Source organism: Sodalis praecaptivus, from assembly GCF_000517425.1.
GTDB lineage: Bacteria > Pseudomonadota > Gammaproteobacteria > Enterobacterales > Enterobacteriaceae > Sodalis_A > Sodalis_A praecaptivus.
On record NZ_CP006569.1, the window covers coordinates 2,419,340 to 2,446,071 of the forward strand.

Sequence of the window (26,732 nt, forward strand, 5' to 3'; positions counted from 1 at the left end):
AACGGGCATTAAGGCGACAAAATAAGAAAACAACGCCTTTCATCAAAGACCTAGTTATCGCAGCGCGCAAAGAGAGGTATTTATGCCACTCTAAGGGCATTAACGCCGTTAAACGTCAATTTATGCAAATGACCCCGCGCAAACAATCCCTTTATGTTAAACTTATCGCTGCCGTTAATGGTAATCGGTAAGCGCCCGTGGCGGAGTCGCGGGTAGGACATTCAGCGTTCAATTCAGGAGAGAGCGACAGCATGACGTCCGCCACCCCTGCGGTTAAGACCCGCCATAAAGAATATAGCCTGATTTTTCCTCTGGCCGCGCTTGGCGTGCTCAGCCTCTGGGGGGCCGCTACCGCAATAGGCGTGCTTGTGGCGATCAATCTGCTGGCGTTGCTCGGCATTTTGGTCAGCGCCTTTAGCGTGGTGCGCCACGCCGACGTGCTGGCCCACCGGCTCGGCGAGCCTCTCGGGTCGCTCATTTTGACCCTGTCCGTGGTGATTCTCGAAGTCAGCCTCATCTCGGCGCTGATGGCGACCGGCAATGCTGCGCCCGCCTTGATGCGCGACACGCTGTATTCGGTCATCATGATCGTCACCACCGGCCTGGTCGGCTTCTCATTGCTGCTGGGCGGCAGCAAATTCGCCACTCAGTCGCTTAATCTGGCGGGCATCAAGCAGTATTTGATGGCGATTATGCCGCTGTCGGTCATCGTGCTGGTCTTCCCCTCATCGCTGCCGGGAGGGAATTTCACCGTCGCGCAAATGTTGATTGTCGGCGCCGTTTCCGCGGCCATGTACGGGGTATTTTTACTGATCCAAACCCGCACCCACCAGAAGTGGTTTATCTATGAGCATGAGGACGAGGATGATGACGACCCGCACGGCAAGCCTTCCGCGCACGGATCGCTCTGGCACGGCGCGTGGCTGATTATTCACCTTATCGCCGTGGTGGTGGTGACCAAAGTGAACGCCGAGCCGCTCGATCATTTGCTGACCGCCATCGATGCGCCGAAGCAGGTGACCGGCTTCCTGGTGGCGCTGCTGATCCTCTCCCCTGAAGGCCTTGGCGCCATCCGCGCCGTGCTCGCCAATGAGGTTCAGCGGGCGATGAACCTGTTTTTTGGCTCAATCCTGGCGACCATCTCGCTGACGGTGCCGACCGTGACGCTTATCGCCATTTTCACCGGCAATCAGCTGACGTTCGGTCTGTCGCTGCCGCAAACCGTGGTCATGTTAACCGCGCTGATCGTGTGCCAGGTTTCTCTCTCTACCGGGCGCACCAATGTGTTAAACGGCGCGGCACATCTGGCGCTGTTTGTCGCCTATCTGATGACCATCATGCTCTAGTGGGCCGTTTGCCCCTTTTGCCCCGCCGCCGCAACGCGGCGGCGGTTCACTTTTTTCCCCCTGCCTTGATTTGGCGCTGGTTTTTTTGCTGCCGCTCGGCGTATGGTAGGAGTTCTTTCTGACGGCCGGCCGCCGTTGTTCCTCATTTGGTTTACTGAGTTAATGAAGACGCATTATTTCTCCGGCATACGCCTTTTCAGCGCGCTGATCGATGCCTGCTGGAAGGAACGCTATACCTCACAACGCTTGCTCAAAGATACTGTTGCCGGCATTACCGTCGGTATCATTGCCATTCCGCTGGCGATGGCCCTGGCGATTGCCAGCGGGGTGGCGCCGCAGTACGGGCTATATACCTCCGCCGTCGCGGGCATTGCGATCGCCCTGTGCGGGGGCTCGCGTTTTAGCGTATCGGGCCCGACGGCCGCTTTCGTGGTGATCCTCTATCCGGTATCACAACAATTCGGCCTGGCGGGGCTGTTGATTGCCACTCTCATGTCGGGGCTGCTGCTGATTATCATGGGGTTGGCGCGCCTTGGCCGCTTAATCGAATTCATTCCGCTGCCGGTCACGCTGGGCTTCACGTCGGGGATCGCCATCACGATTGGCACCATGCAGGTCAAAGATTTCTTTGGTCTCCATACCGCCACGCTCCCGGAGCACTATCTGGGCAAGGTGGCGGGGTTGCTCTCCGCCCTGCCCACCTTTACCTTCGCCGATACCTTAGTGGGGATCGTGACGCTGGGCGTGTTGATTTATTGGCCTCGGCTGGGTATACGCCTGCCGCCGCATTTGCCGGCGCTGCTGGCCGGCGTAGCGGTCATGGGCGTGCTGTGGGTGCTTGGTATGCCGGCAGCCACCATCGGCAGCCGTTTTAGCTATTTGCTCGCGGACGGCACCCACGGCCAAGGGATCCCGGCCATCCTGCCCCATTGGCTGCTGCCCTGGCAACTGCCGGGCGCCGACGGCACGCCGGTCGCGTTGACCGCAAACACCCTTTCAGCCTTGCTGCCGGCGGCGTTTTCCATGGCGATGCTGGGCGCGATTGAATCGCTGCTGTGTGCCGTGGTGCTGGACGGCATGACCGGTAAAAAGCATCAATCCGACAATGAACTTATCGGTCAAGGTATCGGCAATGTGCTGGCGCCGTTTTTCTGCGGCATTACCGCCACCGCGGCCATCGCGCGCTCCGCCGCCAATGTGCGCGCTGGCGCCACCTCCCCCGTCTCGGCGCTGGTGCATGCGCTACTGGTGCTCCTGGCGCTACTGGTGCTGGCGCCGGCGCTCTCCTGGCTGCCGCTGTCCGCCATGGCGGCCCTGCTGCTGCTGGTCGCCTGGAACATGAGCGAAGCGCATAAGGTCATCTATCTGCTGCGTCGGGCGCCAAAAGACGACATTATCGTCATGTTGCTATGCATGTCGCTGACCGTCTTGTTCGATATGGTCATTGCCATAACCGTTGGGATCGTACTGGCGTCGCTGCTGTTCATGCGCCGCATCGCCCGCATGACCCGTTTGACCGAGCTACCGTGCAACCTGCCGATGACGCGGGTGATACGCATCAACGGCCCGCTATTCTTCGCCGCCGCGGAGCGTATTTTTGCCGAGCTCAGCGCGCTGACCCCCAAAGATAAATACCTTATTTTGCAATGGGATGCCGTCCCTGTGCTGGATGCCGGCGGCCTGCAGGCCTTTATGCAGTTTTGCAACAAACTGCCCGCGGGCCAGCATGTGCTGGTGACCGATATTCCTTTCCAGCCGCTGAAAACGCTGGCGCGGGCCAATGTCATGCCGATTGCCGATCGGCTGTCATTTTGCAGCACTCTGCCGCAGGCGCTGGAATACCTTTCCGCGCCTCCTGCCGCCGACGCGCTGGCGGTAGGCCAGAACCGTTAGCGCTGGCGGTAGGCCAGGGCCGTTAGCGCTGGCGGTAGGCCAGAGCCGTTAGCGCTGGCGGTAGGCCAGAGCCGTTAGCGCTGGCGGTAGGCCAGGGCCGTTAGCGCTGGCGGTAGGCCAGAGCCGTTAGCGCTGACGGTAGGCCAGGGCCGTTAGCGGCACAGCGCGCCGTTAGGGCAGCCGCCCAGCCGGCGCGTACTGGCGGCGTTAGTGCCCGGTGTCGAGCTCTGGGAAGGATTTGACCAGTTCATCAATCGCCTTCATCTGGCGCAGGAACGGCTCCAGTTTGGCCAGCGGCAAGGCCGAGGGGCCATCGCATTTCGCATTCGCCGGGTCCGGATGCGCTTCGATGAACAGACCGGCAATGCCGACCGCCATACCGGCGCGGGCAAGCTCGCTTACCTGCGCCCGCCGCCCGCCGGAGGCCGCGCCGAACGGATCGCGGGTTTGCAGGGCGTGGGTAACGTCGAAAATCACCGGGCAACCGCCGGAGACCTGTTTCATCACGTTAAAGCCCAGCATGTCCACGACCAGGTTGTCATAGCCGAAATTGCTGCCGCGATCGCATAGGATCACCTGGTGATTGCCGGCTTCACGAAACTTGTCGACGATATTACCGACCTGCCCGGGGCTGATAAACTGCGGCTTTTTCACGTTGATCACCGCGCCGGTACGGGCCATGGCCTCCACCAGATCGGTCTGGCGCGCCAAAAACGCCGGTAGCTGGATAACATCGACCACATCCGCTACGCTTTGCGCCTGGCCGGCTTCGTGCACATCGGTAATGACCTTCACGCCAAACTGCGCTTTCAGCTCGGCAAAAATCTTCATGCCCTCTTCCAGACCCGGTCCCCGATAGGAATGAATGGAGGATCGGTTGGCTTTATCAAACGACGCCTTAAACACGTAGGGAATGCCCAGTTTTTCCGTCACGGTGACGTAGTGTTCGCAGATGCGCATCGCCAGATCGCGCGACTCCAGCACGTTCATGCCGCCGAACAGCACGAAGGGCAAATCATTCGCTACCTGAATGTCGCCAATATTGACCACCAACTGTTTCATGCTTCACCTTTTTAATTGAAATTAACCGGCAACCGCCGCCGGTCAATGTAGGGTAACCGATTTTTGCTCGATGGAGTGGATTTGGACCTTAATCATCTCGCTGACCGGATCTTCCGGGCACTGCTCGACGAAGTAATTTAAATCGTTGAGCGCCACGTGGTCGCACTCCAGCTCGACATAAATCAGACCGCGGTCGCGGATTTCGTAGGGATCCGCCGGGTCAAACTCCAGCATAGCCTCGCTGGCGCGTAGCGCTAGCTCCATTTGTTTTTCGTCCATCAGCGCGCCTTTCAGGGTATCCAACAATTTGCGCACCACGGTATTATTATCCGCCTCTTCCAGATCCTCTTCATCAAGCTGCACCCCTTCACCCAGATTGCCACGCAGCCAGATATCGAGCGTATGCGCGTCCAGCGGGTCGCCATTAATGGGGTTTATCAGCCACATTTCACCGTCGAGCCAGTCGGCGCGCAGGATCATCTGGGTCGGAAAAATTACCGGCAACAACGGGATTTCCAGCGCCTGGGCGATATGCAGCAGGATAATCCCCAGCGAAGCGGGCAAACCCTGGCGGCGGGCCAGGACGTTATCCAGCCACAAGGCGTCGGACAAACGGTAAACGCCGCCGACGCCGCCGAAGCCCCAAGTGCGGTAAAACAGCTCGAGGAGCTGGGCCAGTTGGTCATCCTGTGCCAGGTCGGCGGGTATCTGACGCCGCGCTTCCTCCGTCAGGCTTTGCAATTGGGCGCGGACGTTATCAATGGCAAAATCGGGCCGAATGGCCTGGGTAACGCGCAGCATCCCCTCGCTGAGAGGATGCTGGTTATATTCAAAATCGGCAATCGTACTCATATTGGTCCTGTTAACAGGGTGAGCCTGGTTAGCGCCGACAAGGCAGCAACGGTGACGAACAACAGGCACCCGGGGGCAGACGGCGGCAAACGACGCCCGGACGGGCGGAACGCGGGGGAAACTGCTGGCGGGTGTGACCCATTCTGGTCATCGGTCATCCCGTTGTCGCTCGTAAAGCACGCCTGTCCATTCCCTTATTAAAATCACTTTCCCTCTGGCAATCGCTGTCCCTGGCTCACGCGCTCATTGTCGCCGTAATCGCGCAGGGTAGCCGTGTGGTCAAAGCCCGCCTCGGCGAGCAGGGCGCGCACCGCCGGCCCCTGACGCCAGCCGTGCTCCAGCAGCAGCCAGCCGCCGGGCAGCAAATGCGGCCCCGCCTCGCGGCAAATCGCCGCCAAATCCTTAAGGCCATCCTCCCCCGCCACCAAAGCGCTACGCGGCTCGAAGCGCACGTCGCCCTGAGCAAGATGGGGATCGTCCGCCTCAATATAGGGTGGATTACTCACAATAAGACTATAGCGTTGCGCCTGCAATGCTTTAAACCAGTCACTTTCATGGAACTGCACATTCGTCAGTCCCAGACGGGCGGCGTTATCACGGGCGAGCGCCACGGCGCCCGGCGAGCGATCGACGCCGGTTATCCGCCACGCAGGCCGTTCCGAGGCCAGCGCCAGCGCGATGGCGCCGCTGCCGGTGCCCAAATCCAGCACCTCGGCGCGGGCGGGCGGCAATAGCGCCAGCGAGCGCTGGACTAAACATTCCGTATCGGGACGTGGAATTAAGGTATCGGGCGATACGCGCAGCCGCAGGGACCAAAATTCGCGTTCGCCGATAAGATAGGCCACGGGCTCGCCCCGTTCGCGGCGCGCAAGAAGCGTCTCAAGGGTCGCGCATTGGGCGTCCGTCAGCGGGGTTTCGCCGAAGGCCAGCAGCCGGGTGCGCGTCGCCCCGGTCACCTGCGCCAGCAAGATTTCGGCATCGCGCTTGGCGCTGGGGCTCAACGAGTCACGCAGCCGGGCCGCGGCCTGCGTCAGCCATTGCTGCCAGGTCATCAGGGCGTCTCGGACAACGCGGCGAGCTGATCGGCCTGATACTCCTGCATGATGGGTTGGATCAGCATATCCAGCTTGCCTTCGATCACTTCCTCCAGCCGGTACAGCGTCAGGCCGATGCGGTGATCGGTCACCCGCCCCTGTGGGAAATTGTAGGTACGGATACGATCGGAGCGATCGCCGCTGCCCAGCAGGTTGCGCCGCGTGGAGGACTCCTCCTGCTGCCGGCGCTGGACTTCTGCGGCGCGCAGACGCGCCCCCAGCACCGCCAGGGCTTTCGCTTTATTCTTGTGCTGGGAGCGTTCATCCTGGCACTCCACCACCAGCCCGGTGGGCAGATGGGTAATGCGGATTGCCGAGTCGGTGGTATTGACGTGCTGACCGCCCGCGCCGGAGGAGCGGAAGGTATCGATGCGCAGATCGCCGGCGTTGATTTCCGGCAGTTCCGCCTCCGGGATTTCCGGCATCACCGCCACGGTGCAGGCCGAGGTGTGGATGCGCCCCTGGGATTCCGTTTCCGGCACCCGCTGCACGCGATGGCCGCCGGATTCAAATTTTAACAGGCCGTAAGCCCCTTCATGGGACACTTTGGCGATGACCTCTTTAAAGCCGCCGTGCTCGCCGTCGCTGGCGCTGACGATCTCCACCTTCCAGCGGCGGGTCTCGGCGAAACGGCTGTACATACGAAACAGATCGCCCGCGAACAGCGCCGCCTCATCGCCGCCGGTACCGGCACGCACTTCCAGGAAACAGCCGCGTTCATCGTCGGGATCCTTCGGCAGCAGCAGCACCTGAAGCTGCTGCTCCAGCCGTTCCCGGCTGGCGCGCGAGGCCAGCAGCTCCTCTTGCGCCATATCGCGCATTTCCGGGTCCTGCAGCAGGTGCTCCGCGGTGTGGATATCCTCTTGCACCTGGCGCCAGCGCTGAAAACAATTTGTCACATCAGACAGCTGCGCGTACTCCTTCGACAGGACGCGAAAACGCGCCTGATCGGCAATGACGCCGGGATCGCCGAGCAGGACTTCCACTTCTTCACGGCGCTCTTGCAACGCCTCCAATTTGGCGACTATCGAGGGCTTCATGCGTGGTGTATTTACCTTATGTGTTTCAGTGCGTGTCCAGTCCGAGACCGTCACGCAAAATGTGTAGTCGCTCGGCGTCGCCTTCGCGGGCGGCCTGCTGCAGCGATTTGGTCGGCGCGTGAATGAGACGGTTGGTCAGCTTGTGCGCCATCTCTTTCACCACCTGCTCCGGGTCGGCGCCGAGGCGCAACGCCGCCAGCGCGCGGGCTTCAAACTCCGCCCGCAGGCTATCCGCCTGGGTGCGGTAATCGCGTATCGCCTCCACCGCCGACTGGCTGCGCAGCCAACCCATGAAATCCAGACTTTCCTGCGCGACGATGGTTTCCGCCAATACCGCGGCATGTTTACGCTGCGCCAGGTTCTTTTCGATAATGGCCTGCAGATCGTCCACCGTATACAGATAGGCGTCGGCCAGCTTCGCCACTTCCGGTTCAATATCGCGCGGTACAGCGATATCCACCAGCAGCATGGGCTGATAACGGCGTTGTTTCAGCGCTCGCTCCACCATTCCTTTACCGATAATCGGCAGGGTGCTGGCGGTAGAAGTGATAATAATGTCGGCCTCACCCAATTGGCTATCAATTTCCGCCAGGCTGATGACGTCAGCGCCGACCTCTTCCGCCAGCCGCTGCGCCCGATCACGGGTACGGTTGGCGATGAGCAGCCGCTTCACTTTGTGCTCGCGCAGGTGACGCGCCACCAGTTCAATCGTTTCGCCGGCGCCCACCAGCAGCACCGTTACCTCGGCCAGGGATTCAAATATCTGCCGCGCCAGGGTGCAGGCGGCAAACGCCACCGAAACCGCGTGTGAGCCGATTTCGGTTTCGGTGCGCACCCGCTTGGCAACGGAGAACGATTTCTGAAACAATCGCTCCAAATCCACCGACAGGCCGTGCCCGCGGCGGGATTCGGCGAACGCCTTTTTAACCTGACCCAGGATTTGCGGCTCGCCGAGCACCAGCGAGTCCAGGCCGCTGGCGACGCGCATCAGATGGCTGACGGCTTCATCGCCGAGATACCAGTAAAGACTCTGGCGCACCTGGTCCGGCTCCAGCTGGTGATAATCGCACAGCCAGCGTACCAGCGCCTCTTGCAAATCAGCCTGTTGTTCAACGCTCAGGTACAGCTCGGTGCGGTTGCAGGTAGACAGCACGACACCGCCCTGCACCAGCGGTTGTGCAAGCAAGCTGCCCAACGCCTGGTCGAGGGTATCGGGTGAGAACGCCACCCGTTCGCGCAAAGCGACCGGCGCTGTTTTATGATTGATACCGAGTGCGAGCAATGTCATGGGTTCAGGTTACAGAGTAGTACAAGCGTTAGTATGGTTATCGTCTGCGCGCATTCTACTTGATGCACAGGTGCAAGAAAAGCCGCACCGCACTTTCCTCCCCTTATGGTGTATAACTTGTAAGGGTATAAAATCAAACTATTAAAGCCATTGACGCTAACGATGCCCTCCGTTAGCGTGAAAGAAAGTCATTCATCTCGCGATATTTAAGGACCTTGAAGTCATGCCAGAGCGTAATTACGCCGTTTTCCGTTTGCTGCCGCTCGCCAGTCTGCTGCTGGCCGCCTGTAGTGTTCACACGCCTTCCGGCCCGGCCAAAAGCCAAACCTCGCCCGAATGGCGCAGCCACCAGCAGTCGGTTTCCACGCTCACCCGTTACCAGACGCGCGGCGCCTTCGCCTATCTTTCCAAGGAGCAAAAAGTTTACGCGCGCTTTAACTGGCAGCAAACCAGCGCCGATCGCTACCGCTTGATTCTGACCAACCCGCTCGGCAGCACCGAGATGGATCTCAATGTACAGCCGGGGGTAGCCCAGCTCGTCAACAATCAAGGCAAACGCTACGTCAGCGACGACCCCGAGGTGATGATTCAAAAGCTAGCCGGCATGTCTATCCCTCTCAACGACCTGCGCCAATGGATGCTCGGCCTGCCCGGCGATGCCACCGATTTCACCCTCGATGCCCGCGGCTATCTGCATCAGGTGAATTATAGCCACAACGGACAGCGCTGGACCGTGACCTACCAGGGCTATCACGACGATACCGTGCCGGCGCTACCGTCGAATCTGGAATTGCGCCAGGGCGATAACCGCATCAAATTGAAAATGGATAGCTGGAGCCTGTAATGACACGCCAGTGGCCGGCCCCGGCCAAGCTTAATCTGTTTTTGTATGTTACCGGCCGCCGCGCCGACGGTTACCATCTGTTGCAAACGCTGTTTCAGTTTCTTGATTATGGCGACACGCTCAGCATTACCCCGACCGTCGACGGCCGCATCCGCCTGCTGAACCCGGTCGCGGGCGTGGCGGAGGAGGATAACCTCATCGTTCGCGCCGCCCGGCTGTTGCAGCGCCATTGCTGGGCAACCGATGACCCCGCCGCGCCGGGGGCGGATATCCGCCTTGAAAAAGTGCTACCAATGGGCGGTGGGCTCGGGGGTGGGTCTTCCGATGCCGCCACCGTGCTGGTGGCGCTCAACGCCCAGTGGAATTGCGGCTTGACGCTGGCCACCCTGGCGCGGCTGGGGCTGACGCTCGGCGCCGATGTGCCGGTGTTCGTTCACGGCGAGGCGGCGTTCGCCGAAGGCATCGGCGAACGGCTTACGCCGGCTGCCCCGGCGGAGAAATGGTATCTGGTGGCGGTGCCGCCGGTGAGTATTGCCACGCCGCGCATTTTCGGCGATCCTGAGCTGCGAAGAGACGCGCCGCCGCGCTCGCTCGCCGCGCTTATGGCCGCCCCTTTTCAGAATGATTGTGAGCCGATCGCAAGAAAACATTTTTCCGCGGTTGAACAGCATCTTTCATGGCTGTTAGAATACGCGCCGTCGCGACTGACTGGCACAGGCGCTTGTGTATTTGCCGAATTCGATACCGAGGCCGCCGCCCGTCAGGTTTTATCGCAGGCCCCGGCATGGATGCGCGGTTTTGTAGCCCGAGGCGTTAACGTTTCCCCGCTGCACCGCGCGTTGTCAGGGGCGCAATGAGCCGCCCGACGGCGGTCTGATGCATTACCCGTATGGCATTGTCCCGCATGGCGCCGCCGCCTTCCCCGGCGTCAGGCTGGCGCAATACCTTCTCTGGACGCAAGCCTGAGGTTCTTCTCGTGCCCGATATGAAGCTTTTTGCTGGAAACGCCACCCCGGAACTGGCGCAACGTATTGCCAACCGTTTATATACCAGTCTTGGCAATGCCGCCGTTGGCCGTTTCAGCGACGGCGAAGTCAGTGTGCAAATCAATGAAAACGTCCGCGGTGGCGATATTTTCATCATCCAGTCCACCTGCGCGCCCACCAATGACAACTTGATGGAGCTGGTGGTGATGGTGGATGCGCTGCGCCGGGCCTCTGCCGGTCGTATCACCGCCGTCATCCCCTACTTCGGCTATGCGCGTCAAGATCGGCGCGTCCGTTCCGCCCGCGTACCGATTACCGCCAAAGTGGTCGCCGATTTTCTCTCAAGCGTTGGCGTTGACCGCGTGCTGACGGTCGATTTGCACGCAGAACAGATTCAGGGCTTTTTCGACGTGCCGGTGGATAACGTGTTCGGCAGCCCGATTTTGCTGGAAGATATGCTGCAGCAGGACTTGGAAAATCCGATTGTCGTTTCCCCCGATATCGGCGGCGTGGTGCGCGCACGCGCGATAGCCAAGCTACTTAACGACACCGACATGGCGATTATCGATAAGCGCCGGCCGCGCGCCAACGTGTCGCAGGTCATGCATATCATTGGCGACGTGGCGGGTCGCGACTGCGTGCTGGTGGACGATATGATCGATACCGGCGGCACCCTGTGCAAAGCCGCCGAAGCGTTGAAGGAGCGCGGCGCCAAGCGGGTATTCGCCTATGCCACGCACCCGATCTTCTCGGGCAACGCCTTTGACAATATCAAGAATTCGGTGATTGATGAAGTGATCGTCTGCGATACCATCCCGCTGGATCCGGCCATCAAGGCTTTGCCCAACGTGCGCACGTTAACGCTGTCGGGCATGCTGGCGGAAGCGATTCGCCGCATCAGCAACGAAGAATCTATCTCGGCGATGTTCGAGCATTAATCCCCCTGCCGCGCGCTGCCCGTTCCCGGGCGCGCGGCCGCGCGGCGCAGCATCGTTACCGCGCTTCGCTAAGCCTTCGCGGCTTGATTAAGCCAACGCGTTTCGTTGAACGATTACCAGTCGCTCAACCACTGCGCTTGCATGAAAAGCACAGACTGTTTATTGCCTACCGCAAGATTCGCCTAAGCTTCACCCATTGCCCGAACGCAGTACGGGTCGGCAAAATCTGGGATGATGGGCCGCAGAGAAGCCACTCGCTTGTTCAGGCAAGGTCGCGCGTTACGGTCGTCGTGCCGCAGCGTCAGGTCAGTCTGCCCTCCCGCGGCATTACGGGTTAATGGTAGCGGGCGTTATGGTTTTTTTGGCAGCGCGCATCAAAGCGGCGGTGCCACCAGTACCTGTCGGAGATTTCCTCGTGACCGCCCATGCGCGCGCCCGCGAGCCATAGCAGCGCGCCGACAAAGATGCCCATTATGCCGCCGCTGGCCATCAAATTGGGCATGTGGATTTGGGGCAATTGATTGAGCACCGATACGGCGATACTGGCAACCATAAGTATCATCCCCGCGCCCATGAGGCTATTGCCGACCAGCATTGCTGATTTACGTCTCATGTTACACCTCCTGATTGTCCGTACAGACGCCCTGCTCGGCGTCATTCCTTTCGCTAACTATTTCTTTCACTGATTAAAGTATAGCCAGAGTTGATCCCTCACCTTGTGGTGACGATCACAGACTATTGAATAAATCACACAAATCGGGGCGATCCGCGACATCGTCGGCGGGCCGTTGATTTGAAAAGCCTTGCCCCGGCGGAGTAAACTAGCGCGCAAACCGCCAGATGAGACCAAGACGTGACGATCAAATTAATTGTAGGCCTGGCCAATCCCGGCGCCGAGTACGCCGCAACCCGCCACAATGCCGGCGCCTGGTATGTCGAGTTACTGGCAGAGCGCTACCGGCAAACGTTAAAAGAGGAAAGCAAATTTTACGGCTACACCGGCCGTCTGACCCTCGGCGGCAACGATGTCCGCCTGCTGGTCCCAACGACCTTTATGAATCTCAGCGGCAAAGCGGTAGCGGCGATGGCCACCTTTTACCGCATCGCACCGGAAGAGATTCTGGTAGCGCACGATGAACTGGATCTGTTGCCCGGCAGCGCCCGGCTAAAGCTGGGGGGTGGGCATGGCGGCCATAATGGCCTGAAAGACATTATTAACCGCCTGGGCAACAATCCCCTATTCCACCGCCTGCGCATCGGCATTGGCCATCCCGGCGACAAAAATAAAGTGGTGGGCTTTGTGCTCGGCAAACCGCCCGCGGCGGAATTACAGCTGATTGATGGTGCTATCGATGAAGCGGTGCGCTGTACGGAGATTCTTATCACCCAGGATGCCGCGAAGGCCATGAATCGCCTGCATGCTTACCGGCCCGGTTAAACGCCAGGCGTCGAGTAATGCGCGGATTCTGTGTATAATGAACGTTTAGAGTGATCTTATGCCGGCATTGGCATTTAACCGGCTGATAATAGAGCTATTTAAGGTAAAATAACCATGGGTTTCAAATGCGGTATTGTCGGGTTGCCTAACGTGGGCAAATCCACCCTGTTTAATGCGCTGACCAAGGCGGGCATTGAAGCGGCGAACTTCCCGTTTTGTACCATCGAGCCTAATACCGGCGTGGTGCCGATGCCCGATCCGCGCATGGATCAGCTGGCGGAAATCGTCAAACCGCAGCGTATCGTGCCGACCACCATGGAGTTTGTCGATATCGCCGGTCTAGTGAAAGGCGCGTCCAAAGGGGAAGGATTGGGCAACCAGTTTTTGACCAATATCCGTGAAACCGAAGCGATCGGCCATGTTGTGCGCTGCTTTGAAAACGACAATATTATTCATGTGGCGGGGAAAGTCGATCCGGCAGAGGACATCGACGTCATTAACACCGAGCTGGCCCTGTCCGATTTGGAAGCGTGCGAACGCGCCATCCACCGGGTGCAAAAACGTGCCAAAGGTGGCGACAAGGATGCCAAGCTGGAGCTGTCGGCGCTGGAAAAATGTCTTCCTCATCTGAGCAATGCCGGCATGCTGCGCACGCTTGATCTGTCGAGCGATGAGAAAAGCGCTATCCGTTATCTCAGCTTTCTGACGCTTAAACCGACGATGTACATCGCCAATGTGAATGAAGACGGTTTTGACAATAATCCTTATTTGGATAAGGTGCGCGCTATCGCCGCGGCCGAGGGATCGGTGGTGGTCGCGGTTTGCGCCGCGGTGGAATCGGATATCGCCGAACTCGACGAAGAAGAGCGCGATGAATTCATGGCGGAATTGGGTCTTGACGAGCCGGGCTTGAACCGCGTCATTCGCGCCGGCTATGAACTGTTGAATCTGCAAACTTATTTCACCGCCGGTGTCAAAGAAGTGCGCGCCTGGACCATCCCGGTGGGCGCTACCGCGCCGCAGGCGGCCGGCAAAATTCACACCGATTTTGAAAAGGGCTTTATCCGCGCCCAGACCATTTCTTTTGCCGATTTCATTACCTATAAAGGAGAGCAAGGCGCCAAAGAGGCCGGCAAAATGCGCTCCGAAGGGAAAGAGTATGTGGTTAAAGACGGCGACGTGATGAATTTCCTGTTCAACGTCTAAATAAAATTCGTTGTCTCATGAGGTTGGATGCCGTCTCATGAAAACCATCAAAATCCACGCAATGACGTGGATTTTTTTGGTCCCCTGTGGCTAACGCATTAGGGATAATTACTCACTTATTCAATTACTCAATTACTCAATTACTCGATTACTCGATTACTCGATTTTTCAATTACTCAATTACTCGATTTTTCAATCAATTAATTACTCAATTGCTCGATTATTCAATCACTTCATTACTTAATCACTCAATTGCTCAATCACTCCATTGATCATTGATTTACTTACTCACTCAGCTATCTATTCATACACTTGTTCACTTATTCAACCCGCTGCCCCACGTCCCGTCATCGCCCGTGGCGGACTTATCCCTTTGAGCAATTTTTTGGCAGTCTGCGGCTAATGCTTGCCCTCTACGTTGTCGGCGCAAACAAGGCGCAACGGCGCATATCAAAGATATGGATGTCCATGCGTTTGGGTGCCCTGTACGTTGCCGGCGCAGCCACGGCGCAACAGCTCATATCAAAGGTATGGATGTCCATGCGTTTGGGTGCCCACAGCGCGGTGATTACACCGTGTCGATTATTCGACGCACGCCCCGAAAGCTAATACCTGCCTGGTCACCCGCGAGACTTTTTCTGCCCCTTTTCCCTCGCCCTGTATTTTTTTGTCAGTCACCTGTCACGACAACAACATAATCCTGCCTATGCACAACCACGGCTAGCGTCTTCATATCGCACCTGTGACACCATCCAATCTCTTTTCATGCCCGGCGTTTGCATGTCGGCACTCTGTAGCAAGGGATAAGGTAGTCGAGAAATGGCGAGCTATTTTTTTTCCATTCCAAAAGTATATTTTGGCGAAGATGCCATTAAAGCATTACGCCAGTTAGATCATAAAAAGGTAGGGATTGTCACCGACAGTTTTATGGCGACTTCGGGTAAAGCTCGCTATTTGATCGGTGAAATGCCGCAGGCCTCAGTGTCGATTTTCAGCGACGTAAAACCCGATCCCAGCGTTGAGATCCTGCAGGCAGGTGCGGCCCAATTTAAAGCCTTCAAACCGGACGCCATTATTGCGCTGGGAGGCGGTTCATCACTCGATGCCGCAAAAGGGATCAAAGCCACGCTGGAAGAATATTTCCCGGGCCATGCGATTGTCCTTATTGCCATCCCCACCACCAGCGGGTCCGGCTCAGAGGTCACCTCCTATGCCATTATTTCCGATCCGCAAAATGGCCGAAAATATCCCCTGATTGCCGAGGAACTGGTTCCCGATTACGCCATCCTGGATCCGCACCTGGTGTTATCGGTTCCCCGTCAGGTCGCGGTCGATACCGGCATGGATGTACTGACGCATGCGATTGAAGCGTTGGTCTCCTCCGGTGCAAATGACTTTAGCGATGCATTGGCGGAAAAAGCGATTGCGCTAACCTGGCAATACTTGCCCGCTATTTTCCAGGATGAGAAAGACATTCTGGCCCGCACGCATATGCACAATGCCTCCTGCATGGCCGGAATGGCGTTTAACTCTGCTGGACTGGGGCTGGTGCACGGCCTGGCACACGCCATCGGCGGTATGTTGCATATACCCCATGGCAAAATTAACGCCATGTTGCTTCCCTTCGTTATTGACTGGAATGCTCGCCATGCCCCGCATGCGCTACCGCGTTACCTAAAATGTGCCGCCATCATGGGTATTCAGACCGGCACACAAAAACCCACCCTGAATGCCCTGATAGACCGTATCAGAGAGATGAATCAACGTTTTGGCATTCCCGCTACGTTACGAGATCTGGGTAAAGATCTCGCTGATTTCGAGTCTTTGCGCCAGTCGCTAATCAGCGCCGCGTTAGCGGATGGCTGCACCGCGTCAAATCCTTGTCAGCCTACCGCCGCAGATGTGGATCTGCTACTGACACACATTGCCGGCTAGAACTGGACAGGTTTGTCCTTTGCTCACCGGGCGGTCAAAAAAGTCCTGTGTGACGGCAAAAAGCCCAGCGCGGGGCAATATATTCTGGATAGTGCTCCCTTTATCATTTTCAGGTCGTTGACGTTATGAATCACAACCAGCAGCAAGCCGAATGGATTACCCAACAGATTATTCAGGAACTCGCGACCCGCGACAGCCGGTTTAGTCGCCCGGAACCACCGAGAGCGCAGACACTGGAAATCCCCGTCGGTATTTCCAATCGCCATGTGCATTTGAGTCGGGAAGATATGGACGCCCTATTCGGCTACGGTTCCACCCTCACCCGCATGAAAGCGGTAAAACAGCCTGGCCAGTTTGCCGCCGAAGAGACCGTGACTCTGCGCGGCCCCAAGGGTGAATTAACCAAAGTGCGCGTGCTCGGTCCGCTGCGCAGCGCGACCCAAATCGAAATTTCTGTTTCCGATGGCTTTGTTCTGGGCGTGAAAGCGCCCGTCAGAATGTCAGGTGATCTGCAGGACTCACCAGGCATTGACCTCATCGGTCCCCGAGGACGGGTTACAACAACGGGTGGCGCAATCATCGCCTGGCGACATATCCATATAGCACCCGCCGAAGCGGAACAATACGGTCTGCGCGACGGGATGGAGATCGATGTTCGTATCGATGGCCATCGTGGCGGCATTTTGAGCCATGTTGTCGTGCGCGTGAGCGCCGATGCCGTTCTGGAAATGCATATCGACGTAGAAGAGGCCAATGGTTTTGGCCTACGCAATGGCGATTGCGTCAAGCGCGTTCTGACGGAGTGCTCTTATGGCTGACAGCCCAGAGATCCGCCGCTTACGGGACCTGGCAGAAAAGATCACAAGCGGCGACTGCCGGCCCTGCCAGGGCGCATTGAAAGTGGGAGTCGATCCGGGTACGGCAAATATCGCCTTAGTCGTGCTGGATGAAGAAGACAACCCGGTAGCCGGTATCAGCCATCCTTCCCGCGCAGTGAAAGATGGCGTAGTGGTGGACTTTCTCACGGCCAGCCGGGTGGTCAGCAGCCTGAAGGCGACGCTGGAGAAACGGCTAAACAGAACCCTCACCCATGCGGCAACCGCTATCCCGCCGGGTATCCTCCCTGGCAATACCAAAGTGATTATCAACATGGTGGAAGCTGCCGGATTTGAGGTGACCGAGATCGTAGATGAACCCGTGGCAGCAGCCCGAGCGCTAAACATACGCGACGGTGCGGTGGTTGATGTCGGGGGCGGCACCACCGGAATAAGTATTCTGCGTGAGGGTAACGTCATCTTCAGCGCTGACGAGCCGACCGGCGGCAACCTTATGACGTTGGTCCTCGCCGGGGCGCTGGGTATCTCCTTTGCCGACGCGGAAGAGATGAAGAGAGCGCCCGAACATGAAGAACAGGTCTTCGCCATAGTGCGCCCGGTGGCGGAAAAAATGGCCCATTTGGCGGCCGGATGGCTGGCGCATTATCCGGCGGAGGTGCTCTATCTGGTGGGCGGGGCAAGTAGCTTTTATCAGTTTGCGGATGTCTTTCGCCAAACGACTGGCAAGCGGGTGATTCAGGCGGCGCACCCGCTTTTCGTCACCCCTCTTGGCATTGCGCTGCACAGCCACTGAGAAGGAAAACGATGGACTCGCAACGACTCTCATACCTGCTCGACACCCTGATTGAAGACCTTCTGAAACAACGCAGATTGCGCTTGCAGACGCCAAATAAAATGATGCACGTGATATTAAGCGGGGAAGATCTTAGATCACTGCCGGCGACCCTGGCGTGTCTAAGCGCCCTGGACCGTTGTGGCTATTTGTTGGACATGGTGTTTTCCCACAGCGCCAGCCAATCATCATTGCGATCCGCCTGCCTAGAGGCACTGGCCCAACGTGGCATTAATGTGAAGTGCGGGAGTGAGCAGGAACCGCCGGTGGGTGAGCCCTGCGGTAACGTCTATTTTCCGGCGCTGTCTAGCAATAGCCTGAGCAAAATCGCTCTGGGTATCCGCGATAACCTGGTCTGTCGATGGGCATTTTATGCGCTCTGCATGAAAAAAACGGCCATCGTCACGCTCAATGCCGAATGCCAGCCCGAGCAAAACAGTGCGCTACCGCAGGCATTGCGGGCACGCCTTGCGCATTATGCCGCCACGCTTGTGGAATATGGCTTCACCGTGATAGGCCAGCACACGCCGGGTCCCGATCATACACCCTTAGTCCATGCCCATAAGCCGTTGGTCACCCTTTGCGACGTACGCCAGTATCAGAAAGGGCAGACACTCTATATCGCCACCGGCACGCTAATTACTCCCGCAGCCCGTGATGAAATTCGGGACCGCGGCCTCATCATTGTTCACGGTCACTAGGAGGACACATGTATCTGGCAAAGGTAACCGGTGCGTTAGTTTCAACCACCAAACACGCTTCGCTTAATGGCGCAAAATTGCTCATTGTCGCTCGCCTGGATGAACATTATCGCCCCACGGGCACCGCGCAAGTTGCCGTGGACTTTGTCGGTGCAGGTAATGGGGAAACGGTGATCGTGACGACCGGCAGTTCCGCGCGCATGAGTACCAGTAAAGAACATTCCGTCATTGATGCTGCTGTTGTCGGCATTGTCGATTCGCTCGATTTTAACGGTCAGTAGTGTCCGCGCGAGGAAACCCCATGCTCCCTGATCACAATGCTGAACTGGAACACCGTATTACTTTGGCCATTGCGCGTCAGTTATCCCCGCGCCACCGCGCCCTGAGTCTGGCGGACGCCGCGCTGCTGGCGAAATATGCCATCGACGCCGCAGATGAAGCTAACGTACCCATCGTTTTCAGTCTGGTGGATGCCTGTGGTCAGCAGCGTTACTTCTTTAGCATGGATAACGCCCTACTCATCAGCCATACGCTGGCGGGACAAAAAGCCTGGACGGCGGTGGCATTGAAAATGCCGACACACAAACTGGCAGCACAAGTGCAGCCTGGCGCCAGCCTGTATGGCCTACAAAACAACGCGGGGATTTGCTGCTTTGGCGGCGGATTGCCCTGCTGGTCAGGCGGCGAACTGCTCGGCGCTATCGGCATCAGCGGCGGTACGGTGGAAGAAGATATTGCTATCGCCAGTGCGGTGCTAACGCGTTTCAGTCTTGAGCAATTCTCCCTCACCCCTTTTAACGCATCGTTGTCAAAATGAAAAAAGACAGACAGAGGTCATTATGTCGTTAGCGTCACTGGTTTTGGTCATTAACTGTGGTTCATCTTCATTGAAATTTTCCGCTATCCCGCTCAATGATGACGCCCCTGTGCTCTCCGGTCTGGCGGAAAAACTCGGGCTGGCAGACGCCAGTATCACCATCAAAGATGCGGCGGGTAATAAAGCAACGGAGCGACTGACTGACGCCAGCCACAGTTGCGCGCTGAAAACGCTGTTCACACAACTCGAACATCTGGCGTTATTGTCGCGCGTCTGCGCGATTGGCCACCGCGTGGCCCATGGCGGTAGCCAGTTCAAACGCTCGGTATTGCTCACCGATGACGTCATTAGCCGCATACGTGAACTCTCCGTACTGGCCCCGTTGCATAACCCGGCGAACTTGATGGGTATCGACGCGGCAATGTCGTTATTACCGCATCTGCCGCAGGTTGCCGTGTTTGATACGGCGTTTCACCAGACCCTGCCACCGGCAGCCTATACCTACGCCATTCCTTTGGTCTATCAACAGCAACATCAGGTCAGACGATACGGTTTCCATGGCACGTCGCACAGGTTCATCGCCGCAGAAGCCGTGGCCCGATTAAACCTTGATCCCGCCGATCATGGCATTATTATCGCCCATCTTGGCAATGGGTCGTCGGTATGCGCGGTAAAAAACGGCCGAAGCGTGGATACCTCCATGGGCATGACGCCGCTGGAAGGATTGGTGATGGGAACGCGCTGTGGCGATTTGGATTTTGGTGCCGCTGCCTATATTGCCCGCTGCACCGGTCAGACCATCGAGTCGCTGTACAAAATGGTGAACCACGACTCAGGCTTACTGGGCTTATCCGGGCTTTCCAGCGATTGCCGCACATTACAGGAAGCACGCAGTAACGGCTGTCCAGGCGCCACACTTGCCATTGACGTGATGGTGCACCGCCTTGCCCGTCATCTTGGTGCGCACCTCACATCGCTGCATCGCTTTGATGCTTTGATTTTTACCGGCGGTATTGGAGAAAACTCGGCGCTGGTGCGTGAATTGACCGTTCAGCGGTTGGCCGTCTTCGGTGTACAGCTCGATACGGTGAAGAATGCGCAACCGTTCGCAGGCCATGAGGGGGTAATATCAGTACCCGGCTCGCCCATCGTGGCGGTAATTCCGACGAATGAAGAGAAGATGATCGCTCAAGATGCCGCCGCTCTCTGTTGCGCATTTGAGGGCGTCGCCTGAGTTATTCACCACCCTTTACCTCCAGGGAGGATTTTATTGTCCAGGGTAAAACCGAATAACAAGAAAATCTCTCTAACGGGCAAAACATTTTGCCCTTAGCACCCTAATATCATAGTGCATGAATTTTTGAAGTCTATGGACAACCCTTTGTGGGTTAATTCATTACTGACGTTTACTCTCACCTGGAAATATTGAGGTCTTTATGCAACAAGAAGCATTAGGTATGGTTGAAACAAAAGGTCTGGTATCCGCAATCGAAGCCGCAGATACCATGGTTAAATCTGCGAACGTTACGCTGGTAGGTTACGAGAAAATTGGTTCCGGATTGGTTACCGTCATGGTCCGCGGTGATGTTGGCGCAGTAAAAGCCGCAACGGATGCAGGGTCGGCAGCAGCAGGTAAAGTGGGTGAACTGGTCTCGGTACATGTTATTCCGCGCCCGCATATCGAAGTGGAAAAAATTCTGCCGAAAGCTGTTAGTTAATAAAGCCAGAGGATACTGACCATGAGAGATAATCTTGTTGAACAGATTATATCTGAAGTAATGAATAAACAGACCGACGTGAGCACCAACAACAAAACCACAGCCAGCTTTGCCGGCTGTGGGTTAACGGAGTTTGTCGGTACGGCCCTGGGACATACTATCGGGCTGGTTATTGCCAATGTCGATCATCAGTTACATGACGTCATGAATATCGACAAGAAATATCGCTCAATCGGTATTCTTGGCGCGCGCACGGGTGCCGGCCCGCATATTTTCGCCGCAGATGAAGCGATTAAAGCCACCAACAGTGAGATTCTTTCTATCGAACTGGCTCGCGATACCGAAGGTGGCGGCGGGCACGGTTGCTTGATCATTTTCGGGGCCTCCGATGTGTCCGATGTGCGCCGTGCGGTGGAAGTCGCCCTGTCTGAAATTGAGCGAACAATGGGTGATGTCTATGGCACACCGGCGGGTCATCTGGAATTCCAGTACACCGCACGTGCCAGCTATGCACTGCATAAAGCCCTGGGCGCACCGCTGGGTAAATCTTTCGGCATGACGTGCGCCTCGCCCGCGGCGATTGGCGTGGTGGTTGCCGATGCCGCGGCGAAAGCGGCGGTGATTGAACCGGTGGGCTACGCCAGCCCGGCGAAGGGCACCAGCTTTAGTAACGAAGTGATCTTCACTTTCGCCGGTGACTCGGGCGCGGTTCGTCAGGCAGTGATTGCGGCAAGAGATGTCGGGAAGCAACTGCTGGCCACCTTGGATCCGACGCCAATTAAATCGACCACAACACCGTACATTTGATGGCAAGCGGCAACCTGTGTGACGTGGAGTAAGGAAAGTAGAACATGAACGATCTTGAAATTACCCAGGCCGTCTCCCGCGTTCTGAGTAAATACACCAAATCAGCCCCGCAAGCGCAGGCACACACCCCCCCTGCTTTGTCGACTGCGCCCGACCGCGACAACATTGAAGCCATTGTCGCCAGCGTGCTGGCGAGCCGGGTGAGCGCTGAGCCCGCCGCCGCCCTTGCCGCTTGCGATGGCGCTTTTGCAACCATGGATGAAGCCATCACCGCAGTACAGCACGCGCAAATTCAGTATCGCCACTGCTCAATGCAGGATCGTGCCCGTTTTGTTGCCGGTATTCGCCAGCTTTTTCTACAGGAAGAGGTGTTGCAAGCCATTTCCAGAATGGCCGTAGAAGAGACGGGAATGGGTAATTATGCTGACAAAGTGATAAAAAACCGCGTTGCCGCGCAAAAAACGCCCGGCGTTGAGGATCTGGTCACCGGCGCAGTCAGTGGCGATAGCGGTCTGACGCTGACGGAATATTCTGCTTATGGGGTGATAGGCTCCATTACACCCACCACCAACCCGACCGAGACGATAATCAACAACGCTATCGGCATGCTGGCGGCAGGCAACACCGTTATCTTCAGTCCACATCCACGGTCACGTCATGTCTCGCTGCACTGCATCGCGCTTATCAATCAGGAACTGGCACGGCTCGGCGCCCCCGCCAATCTGGTGGTCACGGTCACCAAGCCCTCGATAGACAACACCAATGCATTAATCAACGATCCACGTATCAACATGCTGGTTGCGACCGGTGGGCCGGCGATTGTGAAAACGGTGATGTCATCAGGCAAAAAAGCGGTGGGTGCAGGCGCTGGCAACCCCCCCGTCGTGGTTGATGAAACAGCGAATATCGAGAAAGCCGCCCGCGATATCATTAATGGCTGCAGCTTTGACAACAACCTGCCCTGCGTTGCCGAGAAAGAAGTCATCGTGGTGAATGACGTCGCGGATTACCTGATTCATCGCATGAAAAAAAGCGGTGCCTGGTTGCTGTGCGATAAGCAGCATATCCAGCAGTTGCAATCGCTGGTACTGAATGAAAAAGGGACCGGTCCAAATACCGCGTTCGTGGGTAAAGATGCGCGCTACCTCCTACAGCAGATTGGCATTAGCGTGCCGGAAGAGATCAAAGTGGTGTTGATCGAAACCGAACGGGACCATCCCTTCGTCGTGCATGAGTTGATGATGCCCATTCTGCCGGTGGTACGGGTGGAAAATGTCGATGAAGCGATTGAGCTGGCCGTGAAAGTGGAACATGGAAATCGCCATACGGCGATGATGCACTCCACCAATGTAGAGAAACTCACCAAAATGGCGCGGTTGATTCAGACGACTATTTTTGTGAAAAACGGCCCATCCTACGCTGGTCTTGGTGTGGGCGGCGAAGGCCATACCACCTTTACTATCGCCGGGCCAACCGGGGAAGGACTGACCTCCGCTCGCACCTTTGCCAGACACCGCCGGTGCGTGATGGTCGAAGCCCTCAACATCCGTTGATATCAGCAGGACGGGCAACCCAGTGATGAAAAAACGTATTATCAACGCGCCGACGCCGGAAACGCTGGCCATGCTGAAACGGCGGATGCCTTCCGAGTCGCGCAACCGCCTGGAAAGGGTGCGTATCGATGCTATCGGGTTGATTATGCTGCCCGTGCCCGACTTGTACTTTTATGCCGACAAGGCCAGTAAAAGCGCACATGTTGCGGTAACGGAGATCTTTGGCAGTTGCCCGCAACATATCACGACGCTGGCCATATTCGGCGAGGTCGCCGCCGTGAATGAAGCCATGCGCAATATTGAGGATGATGCCAATACATTCTGAGGGTTCGCTTATGAAAAGAATTCTGATACTCGCAGGCGATTTCTCTGAAGACTATGAAGTCATGGTGCCATGGCAGGCATTAAGCATGTTAGGTTTCAGAGTAGATGTGGTATGCCCAGGGAAACGAGCCGGGGACTATATTAAGACCGCCATCCATGATTTTGAAGGCGATCAGACCTATACCGAAAAACCCGGTCATTTATTTCGATTAACCGCATCCTTTGATGAACTCAGGCTGCAAGAGTACGCTGGCGTCTATATTACCGGGGGTCGGTCCCCCGAGTATCTTCGCCTTAATGAATCGGTACTGAACATTATTCATTATGCAAATAACCATTCACTACCCATCGCTGCAATCTGCCATGGACCCCAAATTTTGGTTGCAGCTGGCGTGATAAAAGGAAAGAAACTGACGGGATATTTTACTCTAAAGCCAGAGGTTGACATGGCGGGTGGCCAATGGGTTATTGCCGCAGAGAATGAAGCCGTTCAGGACGGCAACCTGCTGACTACAGCCACCTGGATGGGGCACCCAGCGATATTACGTCAGTTTATTCGCTTAATAGACGCCAGCATTATTGATTAATGTACCCGGCACTGCCGTCAGGTTAAACAATTCAGGTGTGGTTGCTCGATCACGCTACTATCATTTCGGGAGTCATTGTATGTTAGAGAAAGGCTTTACTAATCCGACCGATCGTGTCGTAAGACTCAAAAATACGATTCTACATGCCAAACCTTACGTAGAATCAGAGCGCGCCGTGTTGGCAACCGAGGCTTATAGAGAGAACGAGCATCTTCCCGCTATTATGCGCCGGGCAAAGGTCATTGAGAAAATATTCAATGAATTACCCATCACGATTCGCCCGGATGAATTAATTGTTGGTGCAGTGACAATTAATCCTCGTTCGACCGAGATCTGCCCGGAATTCTCTTTCGAGTGGGTTGAAAAAGAGTTCGACACCATGGCACACCGGGTTGCAGATCCCTTTATCATCGAGAAAAAAACGGCGGCGGAACTGCATCAGGCGTTTCAATACTGGCCGGGCAAAACCACCAGTTCGCTGGCCGCCTCTTATATGTCGGAGGGGACCAAAGAGAGTATGGGAAATGGCGTGTTCACCGTCGGCAACTACTTTTTCGGTGGTGTAGGCCATGTGAGCGTTGACTACGGTAAAGTGCTGAAAATCGGTTTTCGTGGCATCATCAATGAAGTGACCCGCGCGCTGGAGAATCTCGATCGCAGCTCGTCGGATTACATTAAAAAAGAACAGTTTTATAACGCGATAATCATCAGTTACCAGGCGGCTATCAACTTCGCCCATCGCTATGCTCAGGAAGCCTCTCGCCTGGCGCGAGAAGAACGCGACCCGACTCGCCAGCGCGAACTGGAACATATCGCCCAGAACTGTACCCGCGTGCCGGAATCGGGCGCCACCACGTTCTGGGAAGCATGTCAGACATTCTGGTTTATCCAGAGCATGCTGCAAATTGAATCCAGCGGTCACTCGATCTCTCCGGGGCGCTTCGATCAGTATATGTACCCCTACCTAGCTGCAGACAACGCGATAAGCCATGACTTTGCCCAGGAGCTGGTCGATTGCTGCTGGATCAAGCTTAACGACATCAACAAAACCCGCGACGAAGTGTCCGCGCAAGCCTTTGCAGGTTATGCCGTGTTCCAGAACCTGTGCGTCGGTGGGCAAACGGAGGATGGCCGCGATGCCACCAACCCATTGACCTACATGTGTTTGGACGCGACCGCACATGTGCGCCTGCCGCAGCCCTCCTTCTCGATTCGCGTCTGGCAGGGCACGCCAGATGAATTCCTCTATCGTGCCTGTGAACTGGTGCGTCTGGGGCTGGGGGTACCGGCCATGTATAACGATGAGGTCATCATACCGGCGTTGCAAAACCGTGGCGTCTCGCTGCATGACGCACGGGACTATTGCATCATCGGTTGCGTAGAACCTCAGGCCCCCCATCGCACTGAGGGTTGGCATGATGCCGCGTTCTTTAATGTGGCAAAAGTGCTGGAAATTACCCTTAACAACGGCCGCTCAGGCAGCAAGCAGCTCGGCCCGGTCACGGGGGAATTGACCCAGTACACCAGCATAGATGACTTCTATACGGCCTTCAAAAAACAGATGGCGCATTTTGTGCACCAGTTGGTTGAAGCCTGTAACAGTGTGGATATTGCGCATGGCGAACGCTGCCCGCTGCCGTTCCTTTCTGCACTGGTGGATGATTGCATTGGCCGGGGTAAATCCCTGCAGGAAGGTGGCGCAATCTATAACTTTACCGGCCCACAGGCATTTGGCGTGGCGGATACCGGCGACTCGGTATATGCCATTCAGAAACAGGTGTTTGAAGACAAGCGGCTGACACTCCAGGAACTGAAAGGTGCCCTGGATGCCAACTTCGGTTACCCGGTGGGCGCGAATGCCCAGGGCTGCTCAGCAAAAACGTCTCTGGGCGAGCAAGACATCTATGACGTGGTAAAATGCATAATCGACCAGCACGGCTCCCTGAATCCGGCGGCGATCAAAAATGAAGTCTACCGCCAACTCTCCAGTACCACGGTGACGCCCGCGGCAGGCAACGCACGTTATGATGAGATCCGTCACATCCTGGAAAACACGCCCTGCTTTGGCAACGACATTGACGAAGTGGACCTTGTCGCCCGCAACTGCGCCTTAATCTACTGCCAGGAAGTAGAGAAATATACCAACCCGCGCGGCGGGCAGTTCCAGGCGGGTATTTACCCGGTATCGGCTAACGTTCTGTTTGGTAAAGACGTGAGCGCACTGCCGGATGGCCGCCTGGCGAAAGAACCGCTGGCGGACGGCGTATCGCCGCGTCAGGGAAAAGATACGCAAGGCCCAACCGCTGCAGCGAACTCGGTGGCGAAGCTGGATCACTTCATCGCATCGAACGGCACGCTCTATAACCAAAAATTCCTTCCCTCTTCTCTGGCAGGGGAGAAAGGCCTGCGTAACTTTGGCGGGCTGGTGCGTAACTACTTCGATAAGAAAGGGATGCACGTACAGTTCAACGTCATTGACCGCAATACCTTAGTGGAAGCGCAGAAAAACCCGCAGCAGCATCAGGATCTTGTGGTCCGTGTTGCGGGCTATAGCGCTCAATTCGTGGTGCTGGCCAAAGAAGTACAGGATGACATTATCAGCCGCACCGAGCAGCACTTCTGATTTTGACCTCCC

General features: G+C 56.7%; 26 protein-coding genes. 20 read left to right on the forward strand and 6 right to left on the reverse strand.

The window, feature by feature from the left end; genetic code table 11:
* The first annotated feature begins 251 nt into the window (after positions 1 to 251).
* Both chaA and dauA read left to right on the forward strand, forming a co-directional pair.
* On the forward strand, positions 252 to 1,346 hold the full coding sequence (gene chaA, locus SANT_RS10695) for a sodium-potassium/proton antiporter ChaA (protein WP_025422287.1): 1,095 nt from the start codon (positions 252 to 254) through the stop codon (positions 1,344 to 1,346).
* Between the two features lie 162 nt (positions 1,347 to 1,508).
* Entirely contained in the window at positions 1,509 to 3,239 is a 1,731-nt protein-coding gene (dauA, locus tag SANT_RS10700; RefSeq protein WP_025422288.1) for a C4-dicarboxylic acid transporter DauA, read from the forward strand.
* A gap of 207 nt (positions 3,240 to 3,446) precedes the next feature.
* Here dauA and kdsA read toward each other — a convergent pair whose 3' ends face one another.
* The 5 genes from kdsA to hemA form a co-directional block, all read right to left on the reverse strand.
* A complete protein-coding gene (kdsA, locus tag SANT_RS10705; RefSeq protein ID WP_025422289.1) occupies positions 3,447 to 4,301 on the reverse strand; it encodes a 3-deoxy-8-phosphooctulonate synthase in 855 nt (284 codons plus the stop codon).
* Between the two features lie 42 nt (positions 4,302 to 4,343).
* Positions 4,344 to 5,153 (reverse strand): invasion regulator SirB1, encoded by an 810-nt coding sequence (sirB1, locus tag SANT_RS10710; protein WP_025422290.1) that lies wholly within the window; start codon positions 5,151 to 5,153, stop codon positions 4,344 to 4,346.
* A gap of 203 nt (positions 5,154 to 5,356) precedes the next feature.
* Complete coding sequence (gene prmC, locus SANT_RS10715; protein ID WP_025422291.1) at positions 5,357 to 6,205, reverse strand: peptide chain release factor N(5)-glutamine methyltransferase; 849 nt, start codon at positions 6,203 to 6,205, stop codon at positions 5,357 to 5,359.
* A complete protein-coding gene (gene prfA, locus SANT_RS10720) occupies positions 6,205 to 7,287 on the reverse strand; it encodes a peptide chain release factor 1 (RefSeq protein WP_025422292.1) in 1,083 nt (360 codons plus the stop codon). The genes prmC and prfA overlap by 1 nt, the downstream gene beginning before the upstream one ends.
* A 25-nt stretch (positions 7,288 to 7,312) precedes the next feature.
* Positions 7,313 to 8,575, reverse strand: coding sequence for a glutamyl-tRNA reductase (gene hemA, locus SANT_RS10725; RefSeq protein WP_025422293.1), 1,263 nt, complete (start codon positions 8,573 to 8,575; stop codon positions 7,313 to 7,315).
* A gap of 223 nt (positions 8,576 to 8,798) precedes the next feature.
* Here hemA and lolB point away from each other — a divergent pair, with 223 nt between their 5' ends.
* From lolB to prs, 3 genes are all read left to right on the forward strand, one after another.
* Positions 8,799 to 9,419: a lipoprotein insertase outer membrane protein LolB gene (gene lolB / locus SANT_RS10730; protein WP_025422294.1), complete on the forward strand. Its 621-nt coding sequence runs from the start codon at positions 8,799 to 8,801 to the stop codon at positions 9,417 to 9,419.
* Positions 9,419 to 10,276 (forward strand): 4-(cytidine 5'-diphospho)-2-C-methyl-D-erythritol kinase, encoded by an 858-nt coding sequence (gene ispE / locus SANT_RS10735; protein WP_025422295.1) that lies wholly within the window; start codon positions 9,419 to 9,421, stop codon positions 10,274 to 10,276. The genes lolB and ispE overlap by 1 nt, the downstream gene beginning before the upstream one ends.
* 119 nt (positions 10,277 to 10,395) lie before the next feature.
* Complete coding sequence (gene prs / locus SANT_RS10740) at positions 10,396 to 11,343, forward strand: ribose-phosphate diphosphokinase (protein ID WP_148296354.1); 948 nt, start codon at positions 10,396 to 10,398, stop codon at positions 11,341 to 11,343.
* Between the two features lie 334 nt (positions 11,344 to 11,677).
* Here prs and ychH read toward each other — a convergent pair whose 3' ends face one another.
* A complete protein-coding gene (ychH, locus tag SANT_RS10745) occupies positions 11,678 to 11,956 on the reverse strand; it encodes a stress-induced protein YchH (protein WP_025422297.1) in 279 nt (92 codons plus the stop codon).
* Between the two features lie 240 nt (positions 11,957 to 12,196).
* On the opposite strand from ychH, the gene pth reads away from it, so the two are divergent.
* From pth to grpM, 15 genes are all read left to right on the forward strand, one after another.
* Positions 12,197 to 12,781 carry an aminoacyl-tRNA hydrolase gene (pth, locus tag SANT_RS10750; protein WP_025422298.1) on the forward strand — a complete coding sequence of 195 codons (585 nt, stop codon included), beginning with the start codon at positions 12,197 to 12,199 and terminating at the stop codon, positions 12,779 to 12,781.
* A 114-nt stretch (positions 12,782 to 12,895) separates the two neighbouring features.
* A complete protein-coding gene (gene ychF / locus SANT_RS10755) occupies positions 12,896 to 13,987 on the forward strand; it encodes a redox-regulated ATPase YchF (protein WP_025422299.1) in 1,092 nt (363 codons plus the stop codon).
* 819 nt (positions 13,988 to 14,806) lie between these two features.
* On the forward strand, positions 14,807 to 15,922 hold the full coding sequence (locus SANT_RS10760; protein ID WP_025422300.1) for a 1-propanol dehydrogenase PduQ: 1,116 nt from the start codon (positions 14,807 to 14,809) through the stop codon (positions 15,920 to 15,922).
* Positions 15,923 to 16,047: 125 nt separating this feature from the next.
* Positions 16,048 to 16,740, forward strand: a complete 693-nt coding sequence (locus SANT_RS10765; RefSeq protein WP_025422301.1) for a phosphate propanoyltransferase — start codon at positions 16,048 to 16,050, stop codon at positions 16,738 to 16,740.
* On the forward strand, positions 16,733 to 17,551 hold the full coding sequence (gene eutJ, locus SANT_RS10770; protein ID WP_025422302.1) for an ethanolamine utilization protein EutJ: 819 nt from the start codon (positions 16,733 to 16,735) through the stop codon (positions 17,549 to 17,551). Before SANT_RS10765 ends, eutJ begins: the two co-directional genes overlap by 8 nt.
* Positions 17,552 to 17,562: 11 nt before the next feature.
* On the forward strand, positions 17,563 to 18,291 hold the full coding sequence (locus tag SANT_RS10775; RefSeq protein WP_038668478.1) for a hypothetical protein: 729 nt from the start codon (positions 17,563 to 17,565) through the stop codon (positions 18,289 to 18,291).
* 8 nt (positions 18,292 to 18,299) lie between these two features.
* Positions 18,300 to 18,572, forward strand: a complete 273-nt coding sequence (locus SANT_RS10780) for a EutN/CcmL family microcompartment protein (RefSeq protein ID WP_011411828.1) — start codon at positions 18,300 to 18,302, stop codon at positions 18,570 to 18,572.
* A 20-nt stretch (positions 18,573 to 18,592) separates the two neighbouring features.
* Entirely contained in the window at positions 18,593 to 19,108 is a 516-nt protein-coding gene (locus tag SANT_RS10785; RefSeq protein WP_025422303.1) for a GlcG/HbpS family heme-binding protein, read from the forward strand.
* A 22-nt stretch (positions 19,109 to 19,130) separates the two neighbouring features.
* Complete coding sequence (tdcD, locus tag SANT_RS10790) at positions 19,131 to 20,342, forward strand: propionate kinase (protein WP_025422304.1); 1,212 nt, start codon at positions 19,131 to 19,133, stop codon at positions 20,340 to 20,342.
* 202 nt (positions 20,343 to 20,544) lie between these two features.
* On the forward strand, positions 20,545 to 20,826 hold the full coding sequence (gene grpH, locus SANT_RS10795) for a propanediol utilization system shell hexameric protein GrpH (RefSeq protein ID WP_004863596.1): 282 nt from the start codon (positions 20,545 to 20,547) through the stop codon (positions 20,824 to 20,826).
* A 21-nt stretch (positions 20,827 to 20,847) separates the two neighbouring features.
* Positions 20,848 to 21,633: a propanediol utilization microcompartment protein PduB gene (gene pduB, locus SANT_RS10800; RefSeq protein ID WP_025422305.1), complete on the forward strand. Its 786-nt coding sequence runs from the start codon at positions 20,848 to 20,850 to the stop codon at positions 21,631 to 21,633.
* A gap of 44 nt (positions 21,634 to 21,677) precedes the next feature.
* On the forward strand, positions 21,678 to 23,186 hold the full coding sequence (locus tag SANT_RS10805; RefSeq protein ID WP_025422306.1) for an aldehyde dehydrogenase family protein: 1,509 nt from the start codon (positions 21,678 to 21,680) through the stop codon (positions 23,184 to 23,186).
* A 25-nt stretch (positions 23,187 to 23,211) separates the two neighbouring features.
* Positions 23,212 to 23,511, forward strand: a complete 300-nt coding sequence (locus SANT_RS10810) for a BMC domain-containing protein (RefSeq protein ID WP_038668485.1) — start codon at positions 23,212 to 23,214, stop codon at positions 23,509 to 23,511.
* 10 nt (positions 23,512 to 23,521) lie between these two features.
* On the forward strand, positions 23,522 to 24,097 hold the full coding sequence (locus SANT_RS10815; RefSeq protein ID WP_025422308.1) for a DJ-1/PfpI family protein: 576 nt from the start codon (positions 23,522 to 23,524) through the stop codon (positions 24,095 to 24,097).
* 79 nt (positions 24,098 to 24,176) lie between these two features.
* The gene (gene grpM, locus SANT_RS10820; protein WP_025422309.1) at positions 24,177 to 26,720 is read left to right on the forward strand and encodes a glycyl radical diol dehydratase GrpM; all 2,544 of its coding nucleotides are present in this window, start codon (positions 24,177 to 24,179) and stop codon (positions 26,718 to 26,720) included.
* Positions 26,721 to 26,732: the final 12 nt, after the last annotated feature.